This is a genomic window from Ruegeria sp. G5 (assembly GCF_056533365.1).
The window spans coordinates 570,125-589,713 of the sequence record NZ_JBQFOK010000002.1 but is presented as its reverse complement, the minus strand read 5'-3'; the positions used below and the strand labels follow the sequence as shown (position 1 = coordinate 589,713).

General features: G+C 57.1%; 23 protein-coding genes and 1 tRNA gene. 13 read left to right on the top strand and 11 right to left on the bottom strand.

The window, feature by feature from the left end; genetic code table 11:
* On the bottom strand, positions 1-508 hold a 508-nt coding region (locus tag ACR0BD_RS06035; RefSeq protein WP_480829388.1), incomplete at its 3' end, for a hypothetical protein.
* 208 nt (positions 509-716) lie between these two features.
* Here ACR0BD_RS06035 and ACR0BD_RS06030 point away from each other — a divergent pair.
* Together ACR0BD_RS06030 and ACR0BD_RS06025 are read left to right on the top strand one after the other, a co-directional pair.
* Positions 717-1,472, top strand: a complete 756-nt coding sequence (locus ACR0BD_RS06030) for a 3-hydroxyacyl-CoA dehydrogenase (RefSeq protein WP_480829387.1) — start codon at positions 717-719, stop codon at positions 1,470-1,472.
* A 9-nt stretch (positions 1,473-1,481) separates the two neighbouring features.
* Entirely contained in the window at positions 1,482-2,033 is a 552-nt protein-coding gene (locus ACR0BD_RS06025; protein WP_480829386.1) for a sugar O-acetyltransferase, read from the top strand.
* Here the strand turns inward: ACR0BD_RS06025 and ACR0BD_RS06020 are convergent.
* The 3 genes from ACR0BD_RS06020 to ACR0BD_RS06010 all read right to left on the bottom strand — a co-directional run bounded on the left by ACR0BD_RS06020 (position 2,030) and on the right by ACR0BD_RS06010 (position 5,189).
* Positions 2,030-3,838 carry an ABC-F family ATP-binding cassette domain-containing protein gene (locus ACR0BD_RS06020; RefSeq protein ID WP_480829385.1) on the bottom strand — a complete coding sequence of 603 codons (1,809 nt, stop codon included), beginning with the start codon at positions 3,836-3,838 and terminating at the stop codon, positions 2,030-2,032. The two genes, ACR0BD_RS06025 and ACR0BD_RS06020, sit on opposite strands and share 4 nt — an antisense overlap.
* Positions 3,839-3,879: 41 nt before the next feature.
* Positions 3,880-4,614, bottom strand: coding sequence for a GNAT family N-acetyltransferase (locus ACR0BD_RS06015; protein WP_480829383.1), 735 nt, complete (start codon positions 4,612-4,614; stop codon positions 3,880-3,882).
* 98 nt (positions 4,615-4,712) lie between these two features.
* Complete coding sequence (locus ACR0BD_RS06010; RefSeq protein ID WP_480693886.1) at positions 4,713-5,189, bottom strand: outer membrane protein assembly factor BamE; 477 nt, start codon at positions 5,187-5,189, stop codon at positions 4,713-4,715.
* Between the two features lie 85 nt (positions 5,190-5,274).
* Here ACR0BD_RS06010 and ACR0BD_RS06005 point away from each other — a divergent pair, with 85 nt between their 5' ends.
* The 8 genes from ACR0BD_RS06005 to ACR0BD_RS05970 all read left to right on the top strand — a co-directional run bounded on the left by ACR0BD_RS06005 (position 5,275) and on the right by ACR0BD_RS05970 (position 10,647).
* Positions 5,275-5,811 carry a YceD family protein gene (locus ACR0BD_RS06005; protein ID WP_480829381.1) on the top strand — a complete coding sequence of 179 codons (537 nt, stop codon included), beginning with the start codon at positions 5,275-5,277 and terminating at the stop codon, positions 5,809-5,811.
* 206 nt (positions 5,812-6,017) lie between these two features.
* Positions 6,018-6,224: a 50S ribosomal protein L32 gene (gene rpmF, locus ACR0BD_RS06000; protein WP_037316137.1), complete on the top strand. Its 207-nt coding sequence runs from the start codon at positions 6,018-6,020 to the stop codon at positions 6,222-6,224.
* A 24-nt stretch (positions 6,225-6,248) separates the two neighbouring features.
* Entirely contained in the window at positions 6,249-7,337 is a 1,089-nt protein-coding gene (plsX, locus tag ACR0BD_RS05995; protein WP_480829379.1) for a phosphate acyltransferase PlsX, read from the top strand.
* Between the two features lie 21 nt (positions 7,338-7,358).
* Positions 7,359-8,330 carry a beta-ketoacyl-ACP synthase III gene (locus ACR0BD_RS05990; protein WP_480829378.1) on the top strand — a complete coding sequence of 324 codons (972 nt, stop codon included), beginning with the start codon at positions 7,359-7,361 and terminating at the stop codon, positions 8,328-8,330.
* A 96-nt stretch (positions 8,331-8,426) separates the two neighbouring features.
* Complete coding sequence (gene ihfA, locus ACR0BD_RS05985; RefSeq protein ID WP_008755922.1) at positions 8,427-8,729, top strand: integration host factor subunit alpha; 303 nt, start codon at positions 8,427-8,429, stop codon at positions 8,727-8,729.
* Positions 8,730-8,747: 18 nt separating this feature from the next.
* Positions 8,748-9,368 carry a MerR family transcriptional regulator gene (locus ACR0BD_RS05980; RefSeq protein WP_480829377.1) on the top strand — a complete coding sequence of 207 codons (621 nt, stop codon included), beginning with the start codon at positions 8,748-8,750 and terminating at the stop codon, positions 9,366-9,368.
* A gap of 61 nt (positions 9,369-9,429) precedes the next feature.
* Positions 9,430-9,506 (top strand) — tRNA-Pro (locus ACR0BD_RS05975).
* 61 nt (positions 9,507-9,567) lie between these two features.
* On the top strand, positions 9,568-10,647 hold the full coding sequence (locus ACR0BD_RS05970) for a 2'-deoxycytidine 5'-triphosphate deaminase (protein ID WP_480829423.1): 1,080 nt from the start codon (positions 9,568-9,570) through the stop codon (positions 10,645-10,647).
* On the opposite strand, the gene ACR0BD_RS05965 is transcribed toward ACR0BD_RS05970, so the two are convergent.
* From ACR0BD_RS05965 to argS, 6 genes are all read right to left on the bottom strand, one after another.
* Positions 10,644-10,886 carry a hypothetical protein gene (locus ACR0BD_RS05965; protein WP_480829376.1) on the bottom strand — a complete coding sequence of 81 codons (243 nt, stop codon included), beginning with the start codon at positions 10,884-10,886 and terminating at the stop codon, positions 10,644-10,646. The genes ACR0BD_RS05970 and ACR0BD_RS05965 overlap by 4 nt on opposite strands.
* 63 nt (positions 10,887-10,949) lie before the next feature.
* Entirely contained in the window at positions 10,950-11,606 is a 657-nt protein-coding gene (gene scpB / locus ACR0BD_RS05960) for an SMC-Scp complex subunit ScpB (RefSeq protein ID WP_480829374.1), read from the bottom strand.
* Positions 11,599-12,393 carry a segregation and condensation protein A gene (locus ACR0BD_RS05955; RefSeq protein WP_480693902.1) on the bottom strand — a complete coding sequence of 265 codons (795 nt, stop codon included), beginning with the start codon at positions 12,391-12,393 and terminating at the stop codon, positions 11,599-11,601. The genes scpB and ACR0BD_RS05955 overlap by 8 nt, the downstream gene beginning before the upstream one ends.
* Complete coding sequence (nagZ, locus tag ACR0BD_RS05950) at positions 12,383-13,390, bottom strand: beta-N-acetylhexosaminidase (RefSeq protein ID WP_480829372.1); 1,008 nt, start codon at positions 13,388-13,390, stop codon at positions 12,383-12,385. Before nagZ ends, ACR0BD_RS05955 begins: the two co-directional genes overlap by 11 nt.
* Entirely contained in the window at positions 13,387-14,454 is a 1,068-nt protein-coding gene (locus ACR0BD_RS05945) for an SPOR domain-containing protein (RefSeq protein WP_480829370.1), read from the bottom strand. The genes nagZ and ACR0BD_RS05945 overlap by 4 nt, the downstream gene beginning before the upstream one ends.
* A gap of 88 nt (positions 14,455-14,542) precedes the next feature.
* Positions 14,543-16,288, bottom strand: a complete 1,746-nt coding sequence (gene argS, locus ACR0BD_RS05940) for an arginine--tRNA ligase (protein WP_480829368.1) — start codon at positions 16,286-16,288, stop codon at positions 14,543-14,545.
* Between the two features lie 132 nt (positions 16,289-16,420).
* Between argS and ACR0BD_RS05935 the strand changes: the two genes are divergently transcribed.
* Positions 16,421-16,972, top strand: coding sequence for a putative pterin-binding protein (locus tag ACR0BD_RS05935; protein WP_480829367.1), 552 nt, complete (start codon positions 16,421-16,423; stop codon positions 16,970-16,972).
* Here ACR0BD_RS05935 and ACR0BD_RS05930 read toward each other — a convergent pair.
* Positions 16,954-18,126, bottom strand: coding sequence for a deoxyguanosinetriphosphate triphosphohydrolase (locus tag ACR0BD_RS05930; protein WP_480829366.1), 1,173 nt, complete (start codon positions 18,124-18,126; stop codon positions 16,954-16,956). The two genes, ACR0BD_RS05935 and ACR0BD_RS05930, sit on opposite strands and share 19 nt — an antisense overlap.
* A gap of 76 nt (positions 18,127-18,202) precedes the next feature.
* Between ACR0BD_RS05930 and ACR0BD_RS05925 the strand changes: the two genes are divergently transcribed.
* Together ACR0BD_RS05925 and xth are read left to right on the top strand one after the other, a co-directional pair.
* Positions 18,203-18,526, top strand: a complete 324-nt coding sequence (locus tag ACR0BD_RS05925; RefSeq protein WP_170690910.1) for a HesB/IscA family protein — start codon at positions 18,203-18,205, stop codon at positions 18,524-18,526.
* A gap of 279 nt (positions 18,527-18,805) precedes the next feature.
* Entirely contained in the window at positions 18,806-19,585 is a 780-nt protein-coding gene (gene xth / locus ACR0BD_RS05920; protein ID WP_480829364.1) for an exodeoxyribonuclease III, read from the top strand.
* The last annotated feature ends 4 nt before the right edge of the window (positions 19,586-19,589 follow it).

The window sequence follows — 19,589 nt, the reverse complement described above, 5'->3', positions numbered from 1 at the left end:
CGGGGCCGCCGTCGCCATCACCGGGGCCACCACCACCGTCACCGGGACCGCCGCCACCGTCACCGGGGCCACCACCACCGTCACCGGGACCGCCGCCACCGTCACCGGGGCCACCACCACCATCACCGGGGCCTGCGCCGCCGCCGTCACCAGGAGCACCAGCTCCATCGCCCTGGTTAGGGTCGCTGTTGCGGTCCTCTCCTCGGGCAGTCGTAGATCCGATCGAAGCAGTCGGCAGATCCGTCAGCAGTGCGGCAAGCCCGGGACACTGGTCTCCGGTGACTTGCAGCGTGGTCGCGAAATCCGCCTGACCCTGCAAACGCTCCAGGAAACTCGGCGTAACCTGCGCACAGTCGCAAAGCGACGCGTAGTCCCCCGCCCTGGTCGCATCCCGCGCCGTTTTCCAGTTACAAACCTCAGGCGCGGCAGAGGCCTCACCTACAAACATTACTCCTGCCAATGGGACAACAAATAGTCCGCTAGCAGTACCTTTTAAAAATTTTCGCATCACAGCACCTCCATTCGCAAAAACACCCGAAATGCGGAGTTTCTTCAGTCACGAAGTGGCGAGTGAGCGTGAACACTACATGAACCAAAAATGAGGAAAGCTTAAGACGGCTGAAATGATCCACGACCAGCCATTTTACCGATCACTGGACACTGAGGGTAAGCTCACGTTAATGAACAAGTGTTCATATCATTCGGAGGAGCCCGCAATGCACCTGTCCAACACATCTGCAATCATCACCGGCGGTGCCTCGGGGCTGGGTGAGGCCACCGCCCGCCACTTTGCCGATCAGGGCGCGCAGGTCACGATACTGGACCGCGATGCAGAGCGTGGAACACAGGTCGCCAGCCAGGTCGGAGGGCAGTTTATCCAAACGGATGTCACTGATGAAGGTTCGGTTGCCGATGCTGTCGCTTTCGCCAAACAGAAAATGGGACGTATCACGGCTGCAGTGAACTGCGCCGGGATCGCCTTGGGAATCAAAACAGTGGGACGCGACGGTGCTCATCCGCTCGACGCATTTCAACGCACGATTGACATTAACCTTGTCGGCACATTCAACGTATCGCGCCTTGCAGCCGCGGAGATGGCGCAGAACGAACCCGAACCAGATGGCGCGCGCGGAGTGATCATCAACACGGCATCGATTGCCGCTTTTGACGGTCAAAAAGGTCAGGCAGCTTATGCCGCATCGAAAGGTGGGGTAGTGGGAATGACGCTGCCCATGGCTCGGGATCTGGCGTCGACCGGCATTCGGGTTATGGCCATCGCGCCGGGTATTTTCATGACGCCGATGCTGGCAGGTCTTCCCGAAGAGGTGCAACAACAACTGGCCGCGGACGTCCCCAACCCTGCCCGCCTTGGCGACCCGCTGGAATACGGACGACTGGCCGGTTTCATCGTCGAGATGGGCTATCTGAACGGAGAGGTCATTCGCATCGACGGAGCCTTACGTATGCGATAGGTCTTTCCCATGACTGAGTGGGAGAAAATGCAGGCCGGGCAATGGTATTGCTGCCTTGCGCCCGAACTGAACGCATTGCGCGCACGGGCCCGGCAAGCCGTTCATGCGCATAACACTTGCCCTCCGGATGCGCGCGGTGCAATGGCTGAAGAACTGCGCACCCTCTTTGCACAGGTCGGAGAAAACTGCTTTCTCGAAGCCCCGTTCCATTGCGCCTACGGGTTAAACATTCACCTTGGCGACCGGGTTTATTTCAACGCTGGCTGCGTTGTTCTGGACACCGCGATGATCACGGTGGGTGATGGCACGATGTTTGGCCCGCAGGTTCAAATCTATTGCGCACAGCATGCCAAAGACCCGGCCGAGCGCGCAAAAGGTCTGGAAATCGGCTTACCCGTTACCATAGGACAGAACGTCTGGGTCGGTGGCGGTGCGATCCTGATGCCCGGGATCACGATTGGAGACGATGCAATCATCGGCGCGGGCAGTGTCGTGACCAAAGACGTAGCACCCGGAAAAACCGTGGTGGGTAACCCTGCCCGTTTAATCGCCGGTTCCTAAGCGCTTTCGGCCTTTTCCTCAAGCATCAGCCATTCTTCTTCGGCGGCAGCCAGTTTTTCCTGCCGCTCGACCAATGCCTCGGTCGCTTTTTGGAATTTCACCGGCTCGCGGGTGAAAAGCTCGGGGTCGGACATAAGCTCTTCTAATTTACCAATCTCGGCTTCGAGGCGTTCGATCTCGGCAGGCAATTTCTCGAGCCTATGTTTTTCCGAGAAAGACAGACCTGATTTCGGCTGGCTGTCTTTCTTGACCTTCGGCTTTGAAGCCTTTGTTTTCTCTTCTTTGTTTGGAACTAAATCGCCCCGTTGCGCGACATAGTCGGACCATCCACCTGCATAGACCGTCGCCCGTCCGTTCCCTTCCATAGCGATGGTTGTGGTAGCAACTCGATCCAGAAAATCCCGATCGTGGCTGACCAAAAGAACCGTGCCATCATAGTCGTCCAACAATTCTTGCAGCAGATCTAACGTTTCCACATCAAGGTCGTTCGTAGGTTCGTCCAACACCAGCAGATTGGACGATTTGGCCATCAACTTGGCCAGCAGCAAGCGAGCTTTCTCTCCCCCGGACAAAGACTTAACAGCCGCTCTTGCCTGCCGCTCGTCGAACAGAAACTCCTTTAGGTACCCCACGACGTGCTTGGGCTGACCACCGACCATGACCTGATCGGCCTTGCCCGAAACCCGCATTTCGGGATCACCGGTCAGGCTGTCCCACAAGGTCATCTCGGGATCGAGTTGAGCGCGTGTCTGGTCGAAAACCGCGATCTCAAGATTGGTGCCCAAGGTGACAGACCCTTCGTCAGGGGTTTCCTGCCCCAAAAGCATCTTCAAAAGCGTTGTTTTACCCACGCCATTGGGCCCGACAAATGCGACCCGATCGCCGCGTTGCGCCAAAAGGTCAAAGTTTCGGACAATCTGTTTTTCATCAAAAGACTTTGATAAAGCCTTGGCCTCAATAACCTTTCGCCCGGATTTTGGCCCGGCCTCCAACGTCATGGCCGCCGAGCCCTGACGTTTGATCTGCGCCGCTTTCTCAGCCCGCAGCGCTTGCAACGCACGCACCCGGCCCTGATTGCGTTTGCGGCGGGCGCTGATACCCTCAACAGCCCATTTGGCTTCGGATTTTATCAGACGGTTCAGTTTGTGGCGCTGTTGGTCTTCTTCTTCCCACACCTTGTCGCGCCATGCTTCGAAGGCCTCGAACCCTTTTTCCTGGCGCCGAACAGCGCCTCGGTCAATCCACAGGGTTGCACGCGTCAGGGCCCGCAGAAAGGCACGGTCGTGAGAAATCAACACAAAGGCCGCGCGGGTCGACCCCAGTTCGCGTTCAAGCCAAGCGATGGCTTCGATATCCAGATGGTTGGTCGGTTCGTCCAGCAACATCAGGTCCGGCGCTTCTGCCATTAACTTGGCTAATGCCGCCCGCCGACGCTCACCACCCGAGGCCGTCTCGACAGGGCGCGCGGGATCGAACTTGAGGCCTTCGCCTGCGCGTTCAACCTTGTACAGCTCTCCCGGTTCCAGACCGCTTGAGGCATAGTCGCCAAGCGTGGCAAACCCCTGCATTCCCGGGTCCTGTTCCATATAGCCGACAGATTTACCGGGCGGCACGACGATATCGCCGCGATCTGGTTCAACCAATCCGGCCATCACTTTCATCAACGTGGATTTACCCGACCCGTTTCGCCCGACAAGAGCCACGCGATCGCCCGGCTGCACAACCAGGTCCAGCTCGGAAAACACCGGTTCACCTCCGAAAGTCAGAGAAATGCCGGACATCTGCAACAAAGGAATTCTCGCCATGCCCGCCAGCTAAACCGGTAGGACCTAAGCGTCAACGCCGATTACCCTGCAACCGACCTCAGCAATCGCTTACGCGCCGGCGGAATCGCCTGGATCTCAAGCCCTGTGAACACGTGCAGGGTGTTCATGTTCCGATCGACCACAGCATGATCGCTCACCCATCCGCCCATCATCAGGTATGTGCGCAACAAAGGCGGCATCCGCAGCATCGCCTTTTTTACATCCGGTCGTCGTCGAAGGCGAGCTGCAAACCGAAAAACATCCGGTGCTTTGACCCGTGGCAACCAGCGTTTGGGCGCCAAATGACGGTGTTTTAACATCGCAAAGGCATCCAGATATTCTGCAGTCTCAGTTCCGGCAAAAGACGAGCATCCGAAAAGCATTTCGATCTTGTTACGATCAACGTAATCCGTCATGGCACCCCAGGCGACACGCAGGATATCCGGGTCTGACCAGTCGGGATGAACGCAAAAGCGCCCCATCTCGACCATCTTGCCCTCAAACCCTTCCAAAGCGGATAGATCGTAGAATTGTGCGGAATAGCTGCGGTTGATCTCAGCACCATGCGCCATGGTCAACATCCGGAAACAACAGACTAACTGTCCTTCTGTTCGCATGTCCTCGATCAGAACATGCGAACAAACGGGGTCAAAGTCATCCTTGTCCGTTTGATCTGTAGCGAAAGCCAGACTGCGCAAGTTTTGCGCGGCGACTATGTCCTGTGGCGTCTCTGCCAAACGAGCGCGATACCTGCCCTTACCAAGCAATATTGCCATGGTCGCATCCTCTACGGTTGTTGAACCGTTTCGTGTTGCCACGCGGGTAGCATAGTAACTATGACCCCTATGTGACGACCACAAGCGTCACCCGACAATTAGTTCGTCGCGCCCGGAATGTTTGCAGGGTTAAAGTTGCCGATATTGCCCAGAAGCTGACGCAGGAAACCTGTGCCTTGGATACCGGAGTCAGTCACGCGGCGGTCGAGTGTAACGACGATGCCATCTTCGAGGCCAAACCGTTCGATGTTGCGAACAACGCCGCCCTGATCAAAGCTGATTGCGACCAACTGTCTCTCGACCACCTCCGGTCGTTTGGGTCCATAGTGACGCACTGTCGAACGCACGTAGTAAAAGCCCGAGTCCCGAACCACCCCTGAGGATGACGGCGCACCGACGGCTTCGACCACAGTTTCGCGGGTATCCACGCCGACTTGAATCTCGGCTAGTTGTTCCGGCGGTGGAACGTATCCATGATTCTCGAAAATAGGTGTGCACGCCGCGGCCATTGCCAAACAGGCCGCAAAAGCAAACGTTCTGGACGCTGGTATCAACCTGTTCACAACCTTTAACATTCACACCCTCTTGCGCTGGTCCCTTGTGGACCCTATCCGCTTACATCAAACCGCAGCCCCGGTTCAACACAGGAAAGGGTCACGAATGAGCAACCATTTATCTCTGCGGGTAGCCGATCTGCCCCAAAACGCACCGACCCCCTTTGAATTACGCCCCGATGCCAAAGCGCTGGACGCCATCAAAGATGAACTTGGCCTGCTGGGTCTACGTAAGGTCAGCTTTACCGGTGACGTGCGGGCACAAGGTAAACGCGATTGGGTTTTGAACGGCAAACTGGGCGCCACGGTGATTCAGCCCTGCGTCGTGACTCTGGAACCGGTAACCTCTCGTATCGACGTGCCCGTTACGCGTGTTTACCTGGCGGACTGGTCTGACCCGGACGAAGAGGAATTCGAAATCCCCGAAGGCGACGAGTCGGAACCTCTTGGGGCCGAGATCGACCCCGTTACTGTCATGATCGAAGCTCTGTCGCTTGCCCTACCTCAATATCCGCGAAAAGACGGCGCGAAACTGGAACAAGCCGACTATACTGAGCCGGGCAAACAGGCCATGACGGATGATGACGTCAAGCCCTTTGCAGGCCTCGCCAGCTTGCGGGATGCGATGAAAAAAGACGAGTGACATGGGTTTGTTTTCCTGTCATAGCAGGCGCTCAGAAAAATCGCTTGAACATGACGAGAATCGCAGTATTTTCGCGCGCTCATCGGAATTTGGGTTGGACATTGCGGGGCTCGTCCCCTAAACGCGCGTCAAACCACGTAAAAAACGAAGAATGAAACCCGGTCGGCAGCGAATCTGCGGACCCTCAGTAGACAAAGGTTGAGACCATGGCTGTCCAACAGAACAAAGTTTCCAAGTCGCGCCGCAACAACCGCCGCGCACATGACGCTCTGGTTGCTGCAAACCCGAACGAATGCGCAAACTGCGGTGAGCTGAAGCGCCCGCACCACGTCTGTGCCTCCTGCGGCCACTATGATGACCGTGAAGTCGTCGCTCAGGCCGACGAAATCGACCTGGACGAAGACGCGGCCTAAGCCTTTTCAAGCGCAGGCCCTGGCATGACAGAACAGCCCACGCACGCCGGACGGATTACCATTTCGGTCGACGCAATGGGCGGAGATTCGGGGCCCGCCGTTGTTGTGGCGGGCATCGCCAAATCGGCGGACAAGAACCCCGATATCGCGTTCATCCTGCACGGGCCTGAAGAAGCACTGCGCAAACTTGTTGCCAAACGACGTGTCCTGAATGGGCGCGTCGTTTTTCGTGATTGCACCGATGTGGTCACGATGGAAGACAAGCCCAGCCAGGTAGTGCGCCACGGCAAAAAGACCTCGATGTGGTCCACGCTCGAGTCGGTCCGTAAGGGCGAAGCGCATGGTGCCGTGTCATGCGGAAATACAGGCGCTTTGATGGCCCTGTCGATGATGCGGTTGCGCAAACTGCCGGGCGTCAACCGTCCGGCGATCGCGATTCTGTGGCCTTCGCGCAACCCACAAGGGTTCAACGTCATGCTGGACGTTGGCGCAGATGTCCGCGCCGACGCTAAGGATTTGCTGCAATATGCGCTCATGGGGGCCTCGTATGCGCGTAACGGCATGCTGCTGGAGCGCCCTCGGATCGGTCTGCTGAACGTCGGAACGGAAGAGCATAAGGGGCGCGCAGAGCTCAAAGAAGCCCACGGGTTAATTGCCGATTTTGCAGACCAGGCAAGCTTTGACTTTGTGGGCTTTGTTGAAGGCAGCGATATCCCTGGTGACAAGGCAGATGTCGTTGTAACCGATGGGTTTACAGGCAACGTGGCTATCAAAACCGGTGAGGGCACGGCCAGCCTGATCGGTGACCTTTTGCGCCAAGCCTTCAAGTACTCTCCGCTGTCGAGGTTGGCCTCTGTTCTTGCGATCACATCGCTGCAGCGTTTGAAGAAGCGTATCGACCCGCGCCGTGTCAATGGAGGGGTTTTTCTGGGCCTAAATGGCACAGTGATCAAATCACATGGTGGCGCGGATGCGACTGGTGTTTCGGCCGCTGTGAAGTTGGCCTTTACTCTGGCCCAGTCGGGGTTCTCTGAAAAATTGGCGGCACGGGTTGCATCGACGGTCGAGCTTGCACAAGATGCCGCACACGCACCGCCCAAGGCGGGTGAATAACAAAAAAGGCAGTACCCCAGAATGGCAGGCCGTTCAGTTGTTGTAGGTGTCGGACATTATTTGCCGGAGCGCATCGTTCCGAATTCCGAGTTTGAAAAAACGCTCGATACGTCAGACGAGTGGATCAGAACCCGATCCGGCATCGAGCGCCGCCACTTTGCAGCGGATGACGAGACGACATCAGACATGGCCACCAAGGCTGCCGAGGCCGCTTTGGCTGACGCGGGGCTAACAGCCGACGATATTGACGCGATTGTTCTGGCAACATCGACCGCCGATCTGACATTTCCGTCTGCAGCGACAATGGTGCAATCCCGCTTGGGAATGACCAAGGGGTTTGCATTTGACGTGCAGGCCGTGTGTGCGGGATTCGTATATGCCCTAACCAATGCCAACGCATTGATCCTGTCTGATCAGGCTAAACGCGTGATGGTCATCGGTGCCGAGACATTTTCGCGAATCATGGACTGGACGGACCGTTCGACCTGCGTGTTGTTCGGCGACGGCGCAGGCGCGCTGATACTCGAGCGGCAGGAAGGCGACGGAACGTCGGACGACCGCGGGATTCTTGCAACCGATCTGAACTCGGACGGGCGCTACAAAGACCTGCTCTATGTTGATGGAGGGGTGTCCACGCAGACAACCGGTTATCTGCGGATGAAAGGCAACCAGCTTTTCCGCCAAGCGGTTGAACGTTTGACGTCAACTGCCGAAACTTGCTTGGGAAAAGTCGGTTTGGACCACGAAGATGTGGACTGGATTGTGCCGCATCAGGCCAATATCCGCATCATTCAGGGCACCGCCAAGAAACTGGGCGTACCGATGGACCACGTGGTCGTGACACTGCAAGACCACGGCAACACGTCCGCTGCTTCTATCCCCCTTGCCATGTCTGTCGCCAAACAGCGCGGTCAATTCAAAGAGGGCGATTTGCTGGTAACCGAGGCAATCGGGGGTGGATTGGCTTGGGGCTCTGTCCTCTTACGGTGGTAACAGGCGCAAAACGGCTTACACACCCTCTTGCAATTCATTGATATTGACAGTGAATTTGCCCTGACCCTATGCTTTACCATCAACAGGGGAATAAGCATGGGCGACAAAACACTGACCCGAATGGATCTGAGCGAAGCCGTTTTTCGCGAAGTCGGTCTTTCACGCAACGAAAGCGCGCAATTGGTTGAAAGCGTTCTGAACCACATGTCGGACGCTTTGGTGCGTGGCGAGCAGGTAAAGATCTCTTCCTTTGGCACCTTCAGTGTTCGGGACAAAACCGCAAGGATTGGTCGCAACCCCAAAACCGGTGAAGAAGTTCCAATCCAACCCCGCCGCGTGCTGACCTTCCGTCCGTCGCACCTGATGAAGGATCGCGTCGCCGCCGGGAACCGCAAGTAACAGCAGGACGGCAGAGCCATGAGCAAGTCTCGCGACGCGTTTCGCACCATAAGTGAAGTTGCGGATTGGCTGGGCGTTCAGGCTCATGTACTGCGCTTCTGGGAAAGCCGGTTCAGTCAGGTAAAACCTGTGAAACGTGCAGGCGGGCGTCGATACTACCGTCCCAATGACATGCTTCTTCTTGGTGGGATCAAGAAGCTGTTGCACGAAGACGGGATCACGATCAAAGGCGTGCAACGCATCCTTCGGGAAGAAGGTGTGGCGCATGTCGCATCGTTGTCCCAAGGGTTGGAAGAATCCGCGCCCCAGTTGGATGAGGCGAAGGACGACGTGGTCGTCCCCTTCACCGCCAAACCCGCACCGCAACAACAAATCACGCTGGACCTTGGCGAGGACGAGGCGCAGAAACCTGCACCACCGACAGAGCCTAAGGTTGAGAAAGCGAAACCCGACACTCCACCCGCGCCCGAGAAAAAGGCGCAGCCACAGGTCTTGGACAAGGCCCCGCTGTTGGGTGGAATTGCAAGTCAGGCATGGAATCGAACCGACTTTGACGATCAGCTTTTGCGCCAAATTGCACCGGTTGCCAAAGAGCTGCGGGCCGTTCTGAACAGAATTGAGAACCGATCGGCGGGATAAGAAAAAAGGCGATGATTTCCTCTTGCCCCCGCCGGGAAAGTCTTTATGAACACTCCAACGTCGGGCTATGGCGCAGCCTGGTAGCGCGTCCGTCTGGGGGACGGAAGGTCGCAGGTTCGAGTCCTGCTAGCCCGACCAAATCACACCGACGTTTATGGCAGATAGGCCAGATCCCGCTCTGGCACACGGGGGGATCGGAATGACAGGCGTATGCCCGAACCAGCAGATCGAAGAAATGATCAAGCGCGGCGAGATCACGGCCGCGCCTGAAATCATCACCGCTCAGGTTCAACCCGCCAGTCTGGATTTACGCCTTGGAACAGTGGCTTACCGCGTTCGTGCATCGTTTTTGGCAGGCGAAGGCCGATCGGTCGAAGACAGGCTGGCCGAATTTGAGATGCACCGCATAGACATCACCGACGGCGCGGTTCTGGAAAAAGGCTGCGTTTATCTGGTGCCCCTGATGGAAGCTCTTGCCCTTCCCGATAGCGTGACCGCAGTGGCCAACGCCAAAAGCTCGACCGGGCGGTTGGATCTGTTGACCCGGACGATCACAGATGGCGGCACCGAATTTGATCGGGTGCCGGCGGGCTACACCGGCCCACTTTACGCCGAGATTTGCCCGCGCTCTTTCTCGGTCCTTGTTCGCCCGGGAATGCGTCTGAACCAAATCCGGTTCCGTCAGGGTCAGGCGGTACTGAGCGATGCGGAACTGACATCCTTGCACAACGACTCGCCGCTGGTTGATGGACCTGCCGTCATTCAAGACGGGCTGGGCTTTTCCGTTGATCTGCAATTGCCTGACACGGATCTGGTCGGGTACCGGGCAAAACCACATACCGGTGTCATCGATCTGGATCGGATCGGCGAATATGACCCGCAGGAATACTGGGAAGAAGTGCGCACACGCGACGGACGCATTATTCTGGACCCCGGCGCTTTTTACATACTGGTCAGCCGCGAGGCGGTTCATATTCCGCCTATGTACGCTGCCGAAATGGCCCCGTATCTGGCGATGGTGGGCGAATTCCGCGTCCACTATGCGGGCTTCTTTGACCCCGGTTTCGGCCACGCAGCCGCCGGAGGTGCCGGATCGCGCGGTGTGCTAGAGGTTCGCTGCTACGAAGCCCCGTTTGTTCTGGAGCACGGACAGGTCGTGGGACGATTGGTTTACGAAAAGATGTCGGAAATGCCCACGCAGCTTTACGGCGCAGGTATCGCGTCGAACTATCAGGGACAGGGGCTGAAACTGTCCAAGCACTTTAAGGCTGTCGGTTAGAACTTCATAAAGCGGCGCATTTGGCGGGTCATCCGCTGTGCCTGCTTCATGCCCTGTGCTTGACGCCCTGCACCAGCCTGCATTTGCTGCGATGCCTTTGCGTTCGGGGGCGTGTCAGAGTTTTCGTCGGCCTTGCGGCCTATGCGGCTTGCCATGTCAAAGCCAGTGTCCACGCCTTTGTTGACAAGGCGGCGCATGACCTGACGTACGATCATGTCAATAATTCGATTGGCATTCATGGTTCTGCTCCGTTTTCTGTGCTCAACATAGGTGATTCACGTGACAACAAAAGGGCTGTGTGATCACTCTTCCTCGAACAACTCAGTCTGATCTTCGTCTTCGGCGTCTTCGAGCCCTTCAACCAAAGGCGCAGAGCCCGGAGGGGGTCTGTTTTCCAGCAAACCAGCCGCGCGCAGTTCTTTGAGGCCTGGCAGATCACGCGCATTCTCAAGCCCGAAATGATCCAGAAACTGCGGCGTCACGACAAATGTCACCGGACGGCCGGGCGTCATACGGCGACGCCCCAGTCGGATCCACTCCATCTCAAGAAGCTGGTCAATCGTTCCGCGTGAAACCGATACACCCCGAATTTCCTCAATCTCGGCCCGTGTACAGGGCTGGTGATAGGCAACGATGGCCAATGTCTCGATGGCGGCTCGGCTAAGCTTGCGGGTTTCGACCGTTTCCTTCTGCATCAGGAAACCCAAATCAGGCGCTGTACGTATGGCCCAGGCGTCTCCGACCGGAACAACACGCACACCGCGCCCCTCATACCTTTTTTGAAGCATTTCAACGGCCTGCGCCGCGTCGCTTCCGTGCGGCATCCTCACTTCAAGATCGGCAATCGTGACCGGCTCAGCGCTGGCGAACAACACTGCTTCGACCATGCGTTCCTGTTCAGCCAGAGGCGGTGCCTCGAACAGGGTGCCAGTGCCGTCGTCTTCGGGGGCGTCAGTCACGTGTTTCAGTCCTCTTACGCAAATGGATTGGGGCAAAGGTATCGCTTTGCTTCATCTCCATATGTCCTTCTTTCACCAACTCCAGCGAAGCCGCAAAGGTCGCTGCGGTTGCCGACCGACGGCGCACAGGGTCCGCGTCCCAACCGTCTGGCAAATAGGTTTCCATATCGGTCCAGGTGCCAGCAAAGCCGATCAATGGGCGCATCCGCTCCAGCGCCTGCTCCATCGTGAAAACAGCATCGCGGTCCATGACAAATGGGCGAAACTCGTCGCGGGTGCGGATACGGGCGTAGCCCTGCATCAGGTCCAGCAAAGTGGCCGAGTAGGTCACGGTCCGGATGCGCGTGACATCCTCGCCCTGCCCGCGTTTGAAGAAGTCCCGCCCAAGTTGGTCTCGCGCCATAAGACGCGCGGCAGCGTCCCGCATCGCCTGCAAACGTTCAAGCTGGAACGCAAGGTGTGCGGCCAGTTCTTCGCCCGAAGGACCTTCGTCATCCGGGTCGGGTGGCAATAACAAACGTGATTTCAGGAAAGCCAGCCATGCCGCCATGACCAGATAGTCAGCGGCCAATTCGATCCTGAGTTGCCGCGCTTTTTCGACAAAGGTCAGGTACTGCTGCGCCAGAGCCAGTACCGAGATTTTGCGCAGATCGACTTTTTGCGTTCTTGATAACGTCAAAAGCACGTCAAGTGGCCCTTCAAAGCCATCGACATCGACGATTAGCGCTTCGGCCGCCAGACGATCCGCGACCGAGACCGGGTCTTCGTTAAAGAGGTTATCCTGCATACACCTGACCGCCCATTAGGCGAGATAGTTCCGCCTCGGCGGCTGGGATGTCAAGTTCTGCTGGCTTTTGCCGCATTCCCAGTGCTTTTTCCGCGCGGTTTTGTGCCTGAGCGGTCATAGGCCCCGCTGCTTCAAGAACACGGGCGCGCGCGTCAAATGCTCCGTTGCAATGCAAAACCACATCGCATCCGGCGGCAAGGGCCTGCTTCGCAACGTCTTCTGGTGCGCCGCTAAGTGCCTTCATCGAGATGTCGTCTGTCATGATCAGCCCGTCGAAACCGATTTTCTCGCGGATCAAGCCAATCATAGCAGGGGAAATCGTCGCTGGTTGAGGATCAATACGGTCATAGACCAAATGCGCAGTCATCCCCATCGGCAAGTCATTCAACGCCCGAAATGGGGCAAAGTCGGCTTGCTCCAGCGCATCTTGTGACAAGTCGACATGGGGCAGATCGTGGTGGCTATCCAAGGTGGAAAGGCCGTGACCGGGCATATGCTTAACGATAGGCAAGACACCACCGTCCAGGTGAGCCTTGGCCACCGTGCGGCCCAAGCCAGAGACCATGCCCTGATCCTCACCATAGCAGCGGTTCTTTAGAAACGGATGTGTGTCTTCGCGCGCCAAGTCGACCATCGGTGCGCAATTGCTGTCGATCCCCAACTCAAACAGTTCGGCAGCGATGAGGCGATACCGCAAGTACATCGCACGCTCGGCCTCTGCCCCTGCACGCCGCACATGATCCAGTGGCGGCAACCATTCGCGCGCTATGGGCGCGCGCAAACGTTGGACGCGGCCGCCCTCTTGGTCGATCGTGATTGGACAATTGCGGCCGACGGCTTCGCGAAAATCATCGCACAGCGCGCGCACTTGGTCCGCTGTATCAACGTTGCGCGCAAACAGGATGAACCCGAACGGATTCATCTCTTGGAACAGGTCCCTTTCAGATGGCGTCAGGCGCAGACCTTCGGCATCCGTGATAACGGCGCCAAATGTCACCGCGCGGCAACCGGAATACAGTCAGCCCCTTGGCCCTGTAGTGCCGCGCAGAATTGGCGCGAGTCGCTCAGGTCATCGAACCCAAGCACACGCAAACGGTAGAAAGTGCGGCCGCCGCTTGAGGTTTTTTGTATAACCCTTTGCTTTCCATCCATATATTCCGAGAACCGCCCATTCAAACGGTCCCATTCTGCACGGGCCACGTCCGAGCTTTCATAGGCGCCCAACTGGGCCATTCGCGTTCCTTTGGACAGCGTTTCTGCGTCAACATCCAAACCGACAGCCGCTTTTACGGCCGCATTGATCGCATCTTCTGTGCTGCTGTTTGCCGTTATGCCACTTGCTGTGACGCGCGCCGGACGTGTGATCGGGCGAAGAGAACGACGCACACCAGGCAACGCTGCAAGCGCGGGATCCGGCAACTGAGCCGCGTAATCGGCGGGATCAATAGCAGGTTCATCATCAACAACGGTCAACGAAGCCAGCTGTACCCCCTGCTCGTCGGTGTCCTGGGGTAGCGCATCAGGTTCCGCTGCAAGTTCAGCGACCAGCGCGTCAACAGCACCTTGACGCAGTTTTGCGGCCTCTTGGGTCGTGATCTCTTCCTCCACCACATGCACGGCCTGAGTTGGTTTCAAAGGTTCGATCGGCGTATCTTCGTCTGCAAGGGATACCGGACGTGGTGCAAGGATCAAACGGTCTGCAGGCGGTGCAGCCGTTCCAACAGCAGCCACGGCATTCACGGCCAACCCCTGGTGATCGGCTGGCGTGCCACCGGGGTTTTCAGGCTGAATACGCATCGGACCTTCAATAGCACGCACAACTGGCACGCCACTTACATCGCGCATCACAAGATTATAGCCCCAAACGCCAATCCCCGCGACCAGCGCCAAAGAGGCCACAGCCCCAAGCGCATTGACGATACGCCCTAGGCCCGCACCTTGCGGGACTGCTTCATATCCCTGCATCTCTTCGGAATATTCATACCCATCCTGTGGGTCCGGCTGATTCGTGTAATGCATCTGCTCGGGGCGCATTTGCCCCGCGTAGTCGTAATTCGCCATGTCCGCCTCACCGCCCGTTTCGCGCCAGAAAATAAGGCGCGCGGGTCATTTCTTGCCTACCTCGTACCGGCGGTTCGGGCGATGTTGGTTACCGCATCTCCTGCGCCGGAGTAACGCCAAGAATACCCAAGCCCGCTGAAATCACAACAGAAACGGCACGAGCCAATGCGATTTTTGACTGGCTTGTGGCAACATCGCCATCTTGAATGAACCGAAGTTGGGTTTCGTCATTGCCCTTGTTCCACAGCGCGTGGAAGTCACCCGCCAGCTCATAAAGGTAGAACGCCACGCGGTGCGGCTCATTCGTGCGGGCAGCGATTTCCACCAGGCGCGGCCATTCGGCCAGCTTTTTCGCGACTGTCAGTTCCGACGCATGGTCATTTTTGCTGAGGTCGGCCGCGCCAAGCGTCGCGTCATCAGCTGCGATACCGGCCTCAGCCGCGCGGCGCAGAACGCTCATGACGCGGGCATGGGCGTATTGCACGTAGAACACCGGGTTCTCGCGGCTTTGTTCCAGTACTTTGTCGAAATCGAAGTCCAGCGGCGCGTCGTTTTTGCGGGTCAGCATGACAAAACGGGTCACATCCGGGCCGACCTGATCCACCACATCGCGCAGAGTGACAAAGTTCCCTGCCCGTTTGGACATTTTGAACGGTTCGCCATTCTTCCACAACTTCACCAGCTGGGTCAGCTTAATATCCAGTGGAACTTTGCCGTCAGACAGCGCCGAAACAGCCGCCTTCATCCGCTTTACGTAACCGCCGTGATCGGCACCAAACACGTCGATCAACGCGTCAAAGCCACGGCTCACCTTGTCATAATGATAGGCGATATCGGGGGCGAAATAGGTCCAGGCACCGTCCGATTTCTTGACCGGACGGTCCACGTCATCGCCATGTTCAGTCGATTTGAACAGAGTCTGCTCACGCGGCTCCCAATCCTCAGGCTTTTTACCTTTGGGCGGCTCAAGCACGCCTTCATAGATCAGGCCTTTGTCGGTCAGCGATTGCAACGCGGCCTCAATCCGGCCCGTGCCATAGAGGGATTTCTCCGAGAAGAACACGTCCATCTCGACGCCCAGCGCCTTCAGGTCAGCACGGATCAAATCCATCATCGCGTCGGTGGCAAAGTTGCGCAGATCTTCCAGCCATTCGCTTTCGGGCTTGTCGATCAGGCTGTCGCCATATTTCTCCTTCAGCGCCTCACCGATCGGAATCAGATAGTCACCTGGATAAAGACCCTCGGCAATCTCAGGGCTCAGGCCGTTGGCCTCGCGATAGCGTTCATAGGCGGACCGCGCCAGCACATCCACCTGGGCGCCGCCATCATTGATGTAGTATTCACGCGTCACGTCATGGCCGGAATAGGCCAGCAGGCTTGCCAAAGCATCCCCGAACACTGCCCCCCGCGTATGCCCCACATGCAGCGGTCCGGTCGGGTTGGCCGACACATATTCCACGTTTACCTTTTGACCATGCCCCATGGTCGAGCGACCAAAATCCGTGCCCTGTTCCAGCACGGCCGCCAGCACACCCTGCCAGACTGACGGTGCCAGCCGCAGGTTTAAGAAACCCGGCCCGGCAACCTCGGCGTTAGTGATCCGTTCATCGGCAGCCAGCTTTCCGGCCAGCACATCGGCTATGTCGCGCGGCTTCATCTTGGCGGGCTTCGCCAGCACCATCGCGGCATTCGTAGCCATATCGCCATGCGCCGCATCGCGCGGCGGCTCGACCGCCACGTTGTCAAAGCTCAGCCCGTCAGGCAGAGCACCTTCGGACTGCATCTGCGCCAGCGCGTCCAGTACCAGGCCGCGGATCTCGGAAAACAGGTTCATTACGGATGTCCTTTTGCTTGATCGGCGGTTTAACACGCAGCACGGCAAGGTCAATGGATGCCTAAAGTTTGACCTTGGTTTGGGCGCAATCCCCGCTACAGTCGGCCCGTAACGCCCAATCGGAGACCATTTATGCGCCTTGCCCTGCCCCTGAGCTTGCTTCTATCCACCGCGCTGCCTGCCTTTGCAGAAATGCCTGCATTGCAAGGACACGTTCTGGTGACGCTCGGCGGCGCTGTCAGTGAGACCAACATGCCCGGACGCGGTGAGGCAGATGGTGGATTGTTGGGTTATCTCGAAGTCACCCATAACGGGGCTGCCGGGTTTGATGCCGCGATATTGGATGCGCTGCCTCAGGTCGAGATCACCATCCCTTACGGCCCTCCTGAAAACCAACGCGACTTCGCGTTCAGCGGCCCTCGGCTTGCAGACGTGATGGCGATGGCCGGAGCAGAAGGCAAAACAGCGCGCCCCATGGCGATGGACGGGTATCAGGCAGAAATCTCTTGGGAGAGCATCTCAACCCATCAACCAATTCTCGCCACCCATGCCAACGGTACGCCAATGGGTATCGGAGGTTATGGGCCAACCATGATTGTGTTCCCGCCCACACAGGATGAAGACGCCGCCGCAGCCCAGGCAAGCCAACAAGTCTGGGCACTGGCCTATATCGGAATTGAATGACCCGCTGACAGCTGTTTTCCGGTCAGCCTTGCATGATCCTGCAAGGCAAAACGGTCGGTCATACCTGCAATATAGTCAGACACGATCCTGGCCATGGCGGTCTCATCAACCGCAGCCTCGACATCCGAATGCCAGTGCTTTGGCATTTGTTTGGGATCAGCCAGATAGATTGGGAACAACTCCTCGACCACTTTTCCCACTTCTGCTCGTACTTGCATGACCGAGGGCGCGCGGTACATGCGTGTGAACAGGAACGCACGTATTTGCTTCAACTGCCTCCACAACGTGTTCGAGAACTGGATCACTGGACGACCTAAGTTTCGAATATCTTCAACCGTATCTGCCCCGGACTGGGCTAAATTTGCCCGGGATGTGTCGATAACATCGGACACCATGACGCCAAAAACACGCCTCAAGGCTTCGTGCCTGCGGCGATACGCGTCCAAACCGGGATGTTTGCGATCCACCTCAGCGTAACACGCCCCAACGATGGGCAGCTCCTGAATTTCCGAGTCGCCAAACAATCCGGCCCTCAGACCATCCAGAAGGTCGTGGTTATTATAAGCAATGTCATCAGACAGCGCCGCTACCTGCGCTTCTGCGCTGGCATGGGTGTGAAGTTCCAGATCAAAAGCCGCGTTACACTCGGCCAACGCCCAAGGCAAAGCACCTTCAACCGGACCATTGTGTTTTGCGATGCCCTCCAGACTTTCCCATGTCAGGTTACAGCCGTCAAAATCAGCATAATGCCGCTCTAGCTGCGTTACGATGCGGATCGCCTGCGCATTGTGATCAAATCCACCATAAGGTTCCATCAAGGCATGCAGCGCATCTTCTCCGGTGTGGCCAAAAGGGGTGTGCCCCAGATCATGCGCCAAAGCGACAGCTTCGGTAAGTTCGGGATTCAGTCCCAACGCTCCGGAAATCGTCCGCGCAACCTGAGCAACCTCAATAGAATGGGTCAGGCGTGTGCGGTAGCTATCCCCTTCATGCTCAACAAAAACCTGAGTTTTGTGTTTTAGACGACGAAACGCACTGGCGTGAATGATCCTGTCCCGATCACGCTGAAAGCACGATCTGAAACTGCTTTCTTCCTCAGCTACCAACCGCCCTCGTGCGCGGCTAGGGTCCGAGGCAAAACCCGCTCTTTCCAAAGGCCTAGTCCTTGTCGCCTGTCCTTGGCTTTTCTATATGGTAGAGTGGTAAGGAAATAAACCTTTGGAGTGTGGCATGAACCTGCCCCCAACAGTAACAGAACGCGCCTTTGACCGTCTGGCCGAAATAGGTGCCGCAGACCAGGGTCAGGCCCTGCGCGTCGCGGTTGAAGGTGGAGGATGCTCGGGCTTCCAATACGAAATCGCTTTGGATGAACCAAAAGAAGACGATCTGGTGCTGGAAGGTAAAGGCCAGAAGGTGATTGTTGACGCAATATCGCTTCCGTTTCTTGAAAACGCCGTCATCGACTTCACTCAAGAACTGATTGGCGCCCGCTTCGTGATCGAAAATCCAAACGCCACCTCATCATGTGGCTGCGGTACATCTTTTTCAATGTAAGCGCCGGTGGGGGCTAGCCCCCACACCCCCAGGATATTTTTAGCCAGATGAAGAAGGGATCCGCTCTTCGACACAATCGCCGAAGAGCTTCACCTGGCGCGGTCATCGGCGTCCCCGCCTGTACCGCAGATAAATGATGACCCACCTTGGTTAAGGATCCGTTACTTCATCTGGCGAAAAGTATCCCGGAGCGCGAGGCAGAGCCTCGCATATGCCTTCTTCACCTTGCCGTTGGGCCGGTTCTGAGCGATAGGTTGCAAGGACCACGGAGAAACGCTCATGAAAATAGCCACGTTCAACATCAACGGTATCAAAGCGCGAATAGAGGCGCTGCCGCGTTGGCTGGACGATGCGCAACCTGACGTGGTTTTGCTACAAGAGATCAAATCGGTAGATGAAAATTTCCCACGCGAGATTTTTGAAGAGCGTGGGTACAACGTCGAAACGCACGGGCAAAAAAGCTTTAACGGTGTGGCTATCCTCTCGAAGCTCCCGCTGGAAGATGTTTCGAGAGGCCTGCCCGGCGACGACGAAGACGAACAGGCGCGGTGGATTGAGGCCAAAGTGGTCGGGCGGCAATCCTTGCGGATTTGCGGGCTTTATCTTCCAAATGGCAACCCAGCGCCCGGGCCTAAATACGATTATAAGTTGTCGTGGATGAACCGCCTATTTGATCGGGCACGGGATCTTATAGCCAGCGAAGAACCTGCGTTGATGGCTGGGGATTACAACATCATTCCTCAAGCGGAAGACGCCGCTCGGCCAGATGCATGGCGCGAGGACGCGCTGTTCCGACCCGAAAGCCGTGAAGCATTTCGTCGGATATTGAACCTGGGCTTTACCGAAGCTTTTCGCGCACGTGTTCAAGGCCCTGGCCACTATTCGTTCTGGGATTATCAGGCAGGCGCTTGGAACAAGAACGATGGCATACGAATTGACCATTTTCTACTGACACCACAAGCCGCCGATCTGATGCGGGATTGCCAGATTGATGCACAAATTCGGGGGCACGAAAAGCCTTCTGACCACGTGCCTGTTTGGGTCGATCTGGACCTGTGAGGCG

Coding starts and splice junctions, on each gene's coding strand:
- ACR0BD_RS06030 (WP_480829387.1), top strand. CDS start 717: ATGCACCTGTCCAACACATCTGCAATCATCACCGGCGGTGCCTCGGGG.
- ACR0BD_RS06025 (WP_480829386.1), top strand. CDS start 1,482: ATGACTGAGTGGGAGAAAATGCAGGCCGGGCAATGGTATTGCTGCCTT.
- ACR0BD_RS06020 (WP_480829385.1), bottom strand. CDS start 3,838: ATGGCGAGAATTCCTTTGTTGCAGATGTCCGGCATTTCTCTGACTTTC.
- ACR0BD_RS06015 (WP_480829383.1), bottom strand. CDS start 4,614: ATGGCAATATTGCTTGGTAAGGGCAGGTATCGCGCTCGTTTGGCAGAG.
- ACR0BD_RS06010 (WP_480693886.1), bottom strand. CDS start 5,189: ATGTTAAAGGTTGTGAACAGGTTGATACCAGCGTCCAGAACGTTTGCT.
- ACR0BD_RS06005 (WP_480829381.1), top strand. CDS start 5,275: ATGAGCAACCATTTATCTCTGCGGGTAGCCGATCTGCCCCAAAACGCA.
- rpmF (WP_037316137.1), top strand. CDS start 6,018: ATGGCTGTCCAACAGAACAAAGTTTCCAAGTCGCGCCGCAACAACCGC.
- plsX (WP_480829379.1), top strand. CDS start 6,249: ATGACAGAACAGCCCACGCACGCCGGACGGATTACCATTTCGGTCGAC.
- ACR0BD_RS05990 (WP_480829378.1), top strand. CDS start 7,359: ATGGCAGGCCGTTCAGTTGTTGTAGGTGTCGGACATTATTTGCCGGAG.
- ihfA (WP_008755922.1), top strand. CDS start 8,427: ATGGGCGACAAAACACTGACCCGAATGGATCTGAGCGAAGCCGTTTTT.
- ACR0BD_RS05980 (WP_480829377.1), top strand. CDS start 8,748: ATGAGCAAGTCTCGCGACGCGTTTCGCACCATAAGTGAAGTTGCGGAT.
- ACR0BD_RS05970 (WP_480829423.1), top strand. CDS start 9,568: ATGACAGGCGTATGCCCGAACCAGCAGATCGAAGAAATGATCAAGCGC.
- ACR0BD_RS05965 (WP_480829376.1), bottom strand. CDS start 10,886: ATGAATGCCAATCGAATTATTGACATGATCGTACGTCAGGTCATGCGC.
- ACR0BD_RS05955 (WP_480693902.1), bottom strand. CDS start 12,393: ATGCAGGATAACCTCTTTAACGAAGACCCGGTCTCGGTCGCGGATCGT.
- ACR0BD_RS05945 (WP_480829370.1), bottom strand. CDS start 14,454: ATGGCGAATTACGACTACGCGGGGCAAATGCGCCCCGAGCAGATGCAT.
- argS (WP_480829368.1), bottom strand. CDS start 16,288: ATGAACCTGTTTTCCGAGATCCGCGGCCTGGTACTGGACGCGCTGGCG.
- ACR0BD_RS05935 (WP_480829367.1), top strand. CDS start 16,421: ATGCGCCTTGCCCTGCCCCTGAGCTTGCTTCTATCCACCGCGCTGCCT.
- ACR0BD_RS05925 (WP_170690910.1), top strand. CDS start 18,203: ATGAACCTGCCCCCAACAGTAACAGAACGCGCCTTTGACCGTCTGGCC.
- xth (WP_480829364.1), top strand. CDS start 18,806: ATGAAAATAGCCACGTTCAACATCAACGGTATCAAAGCGCGAATAGAG.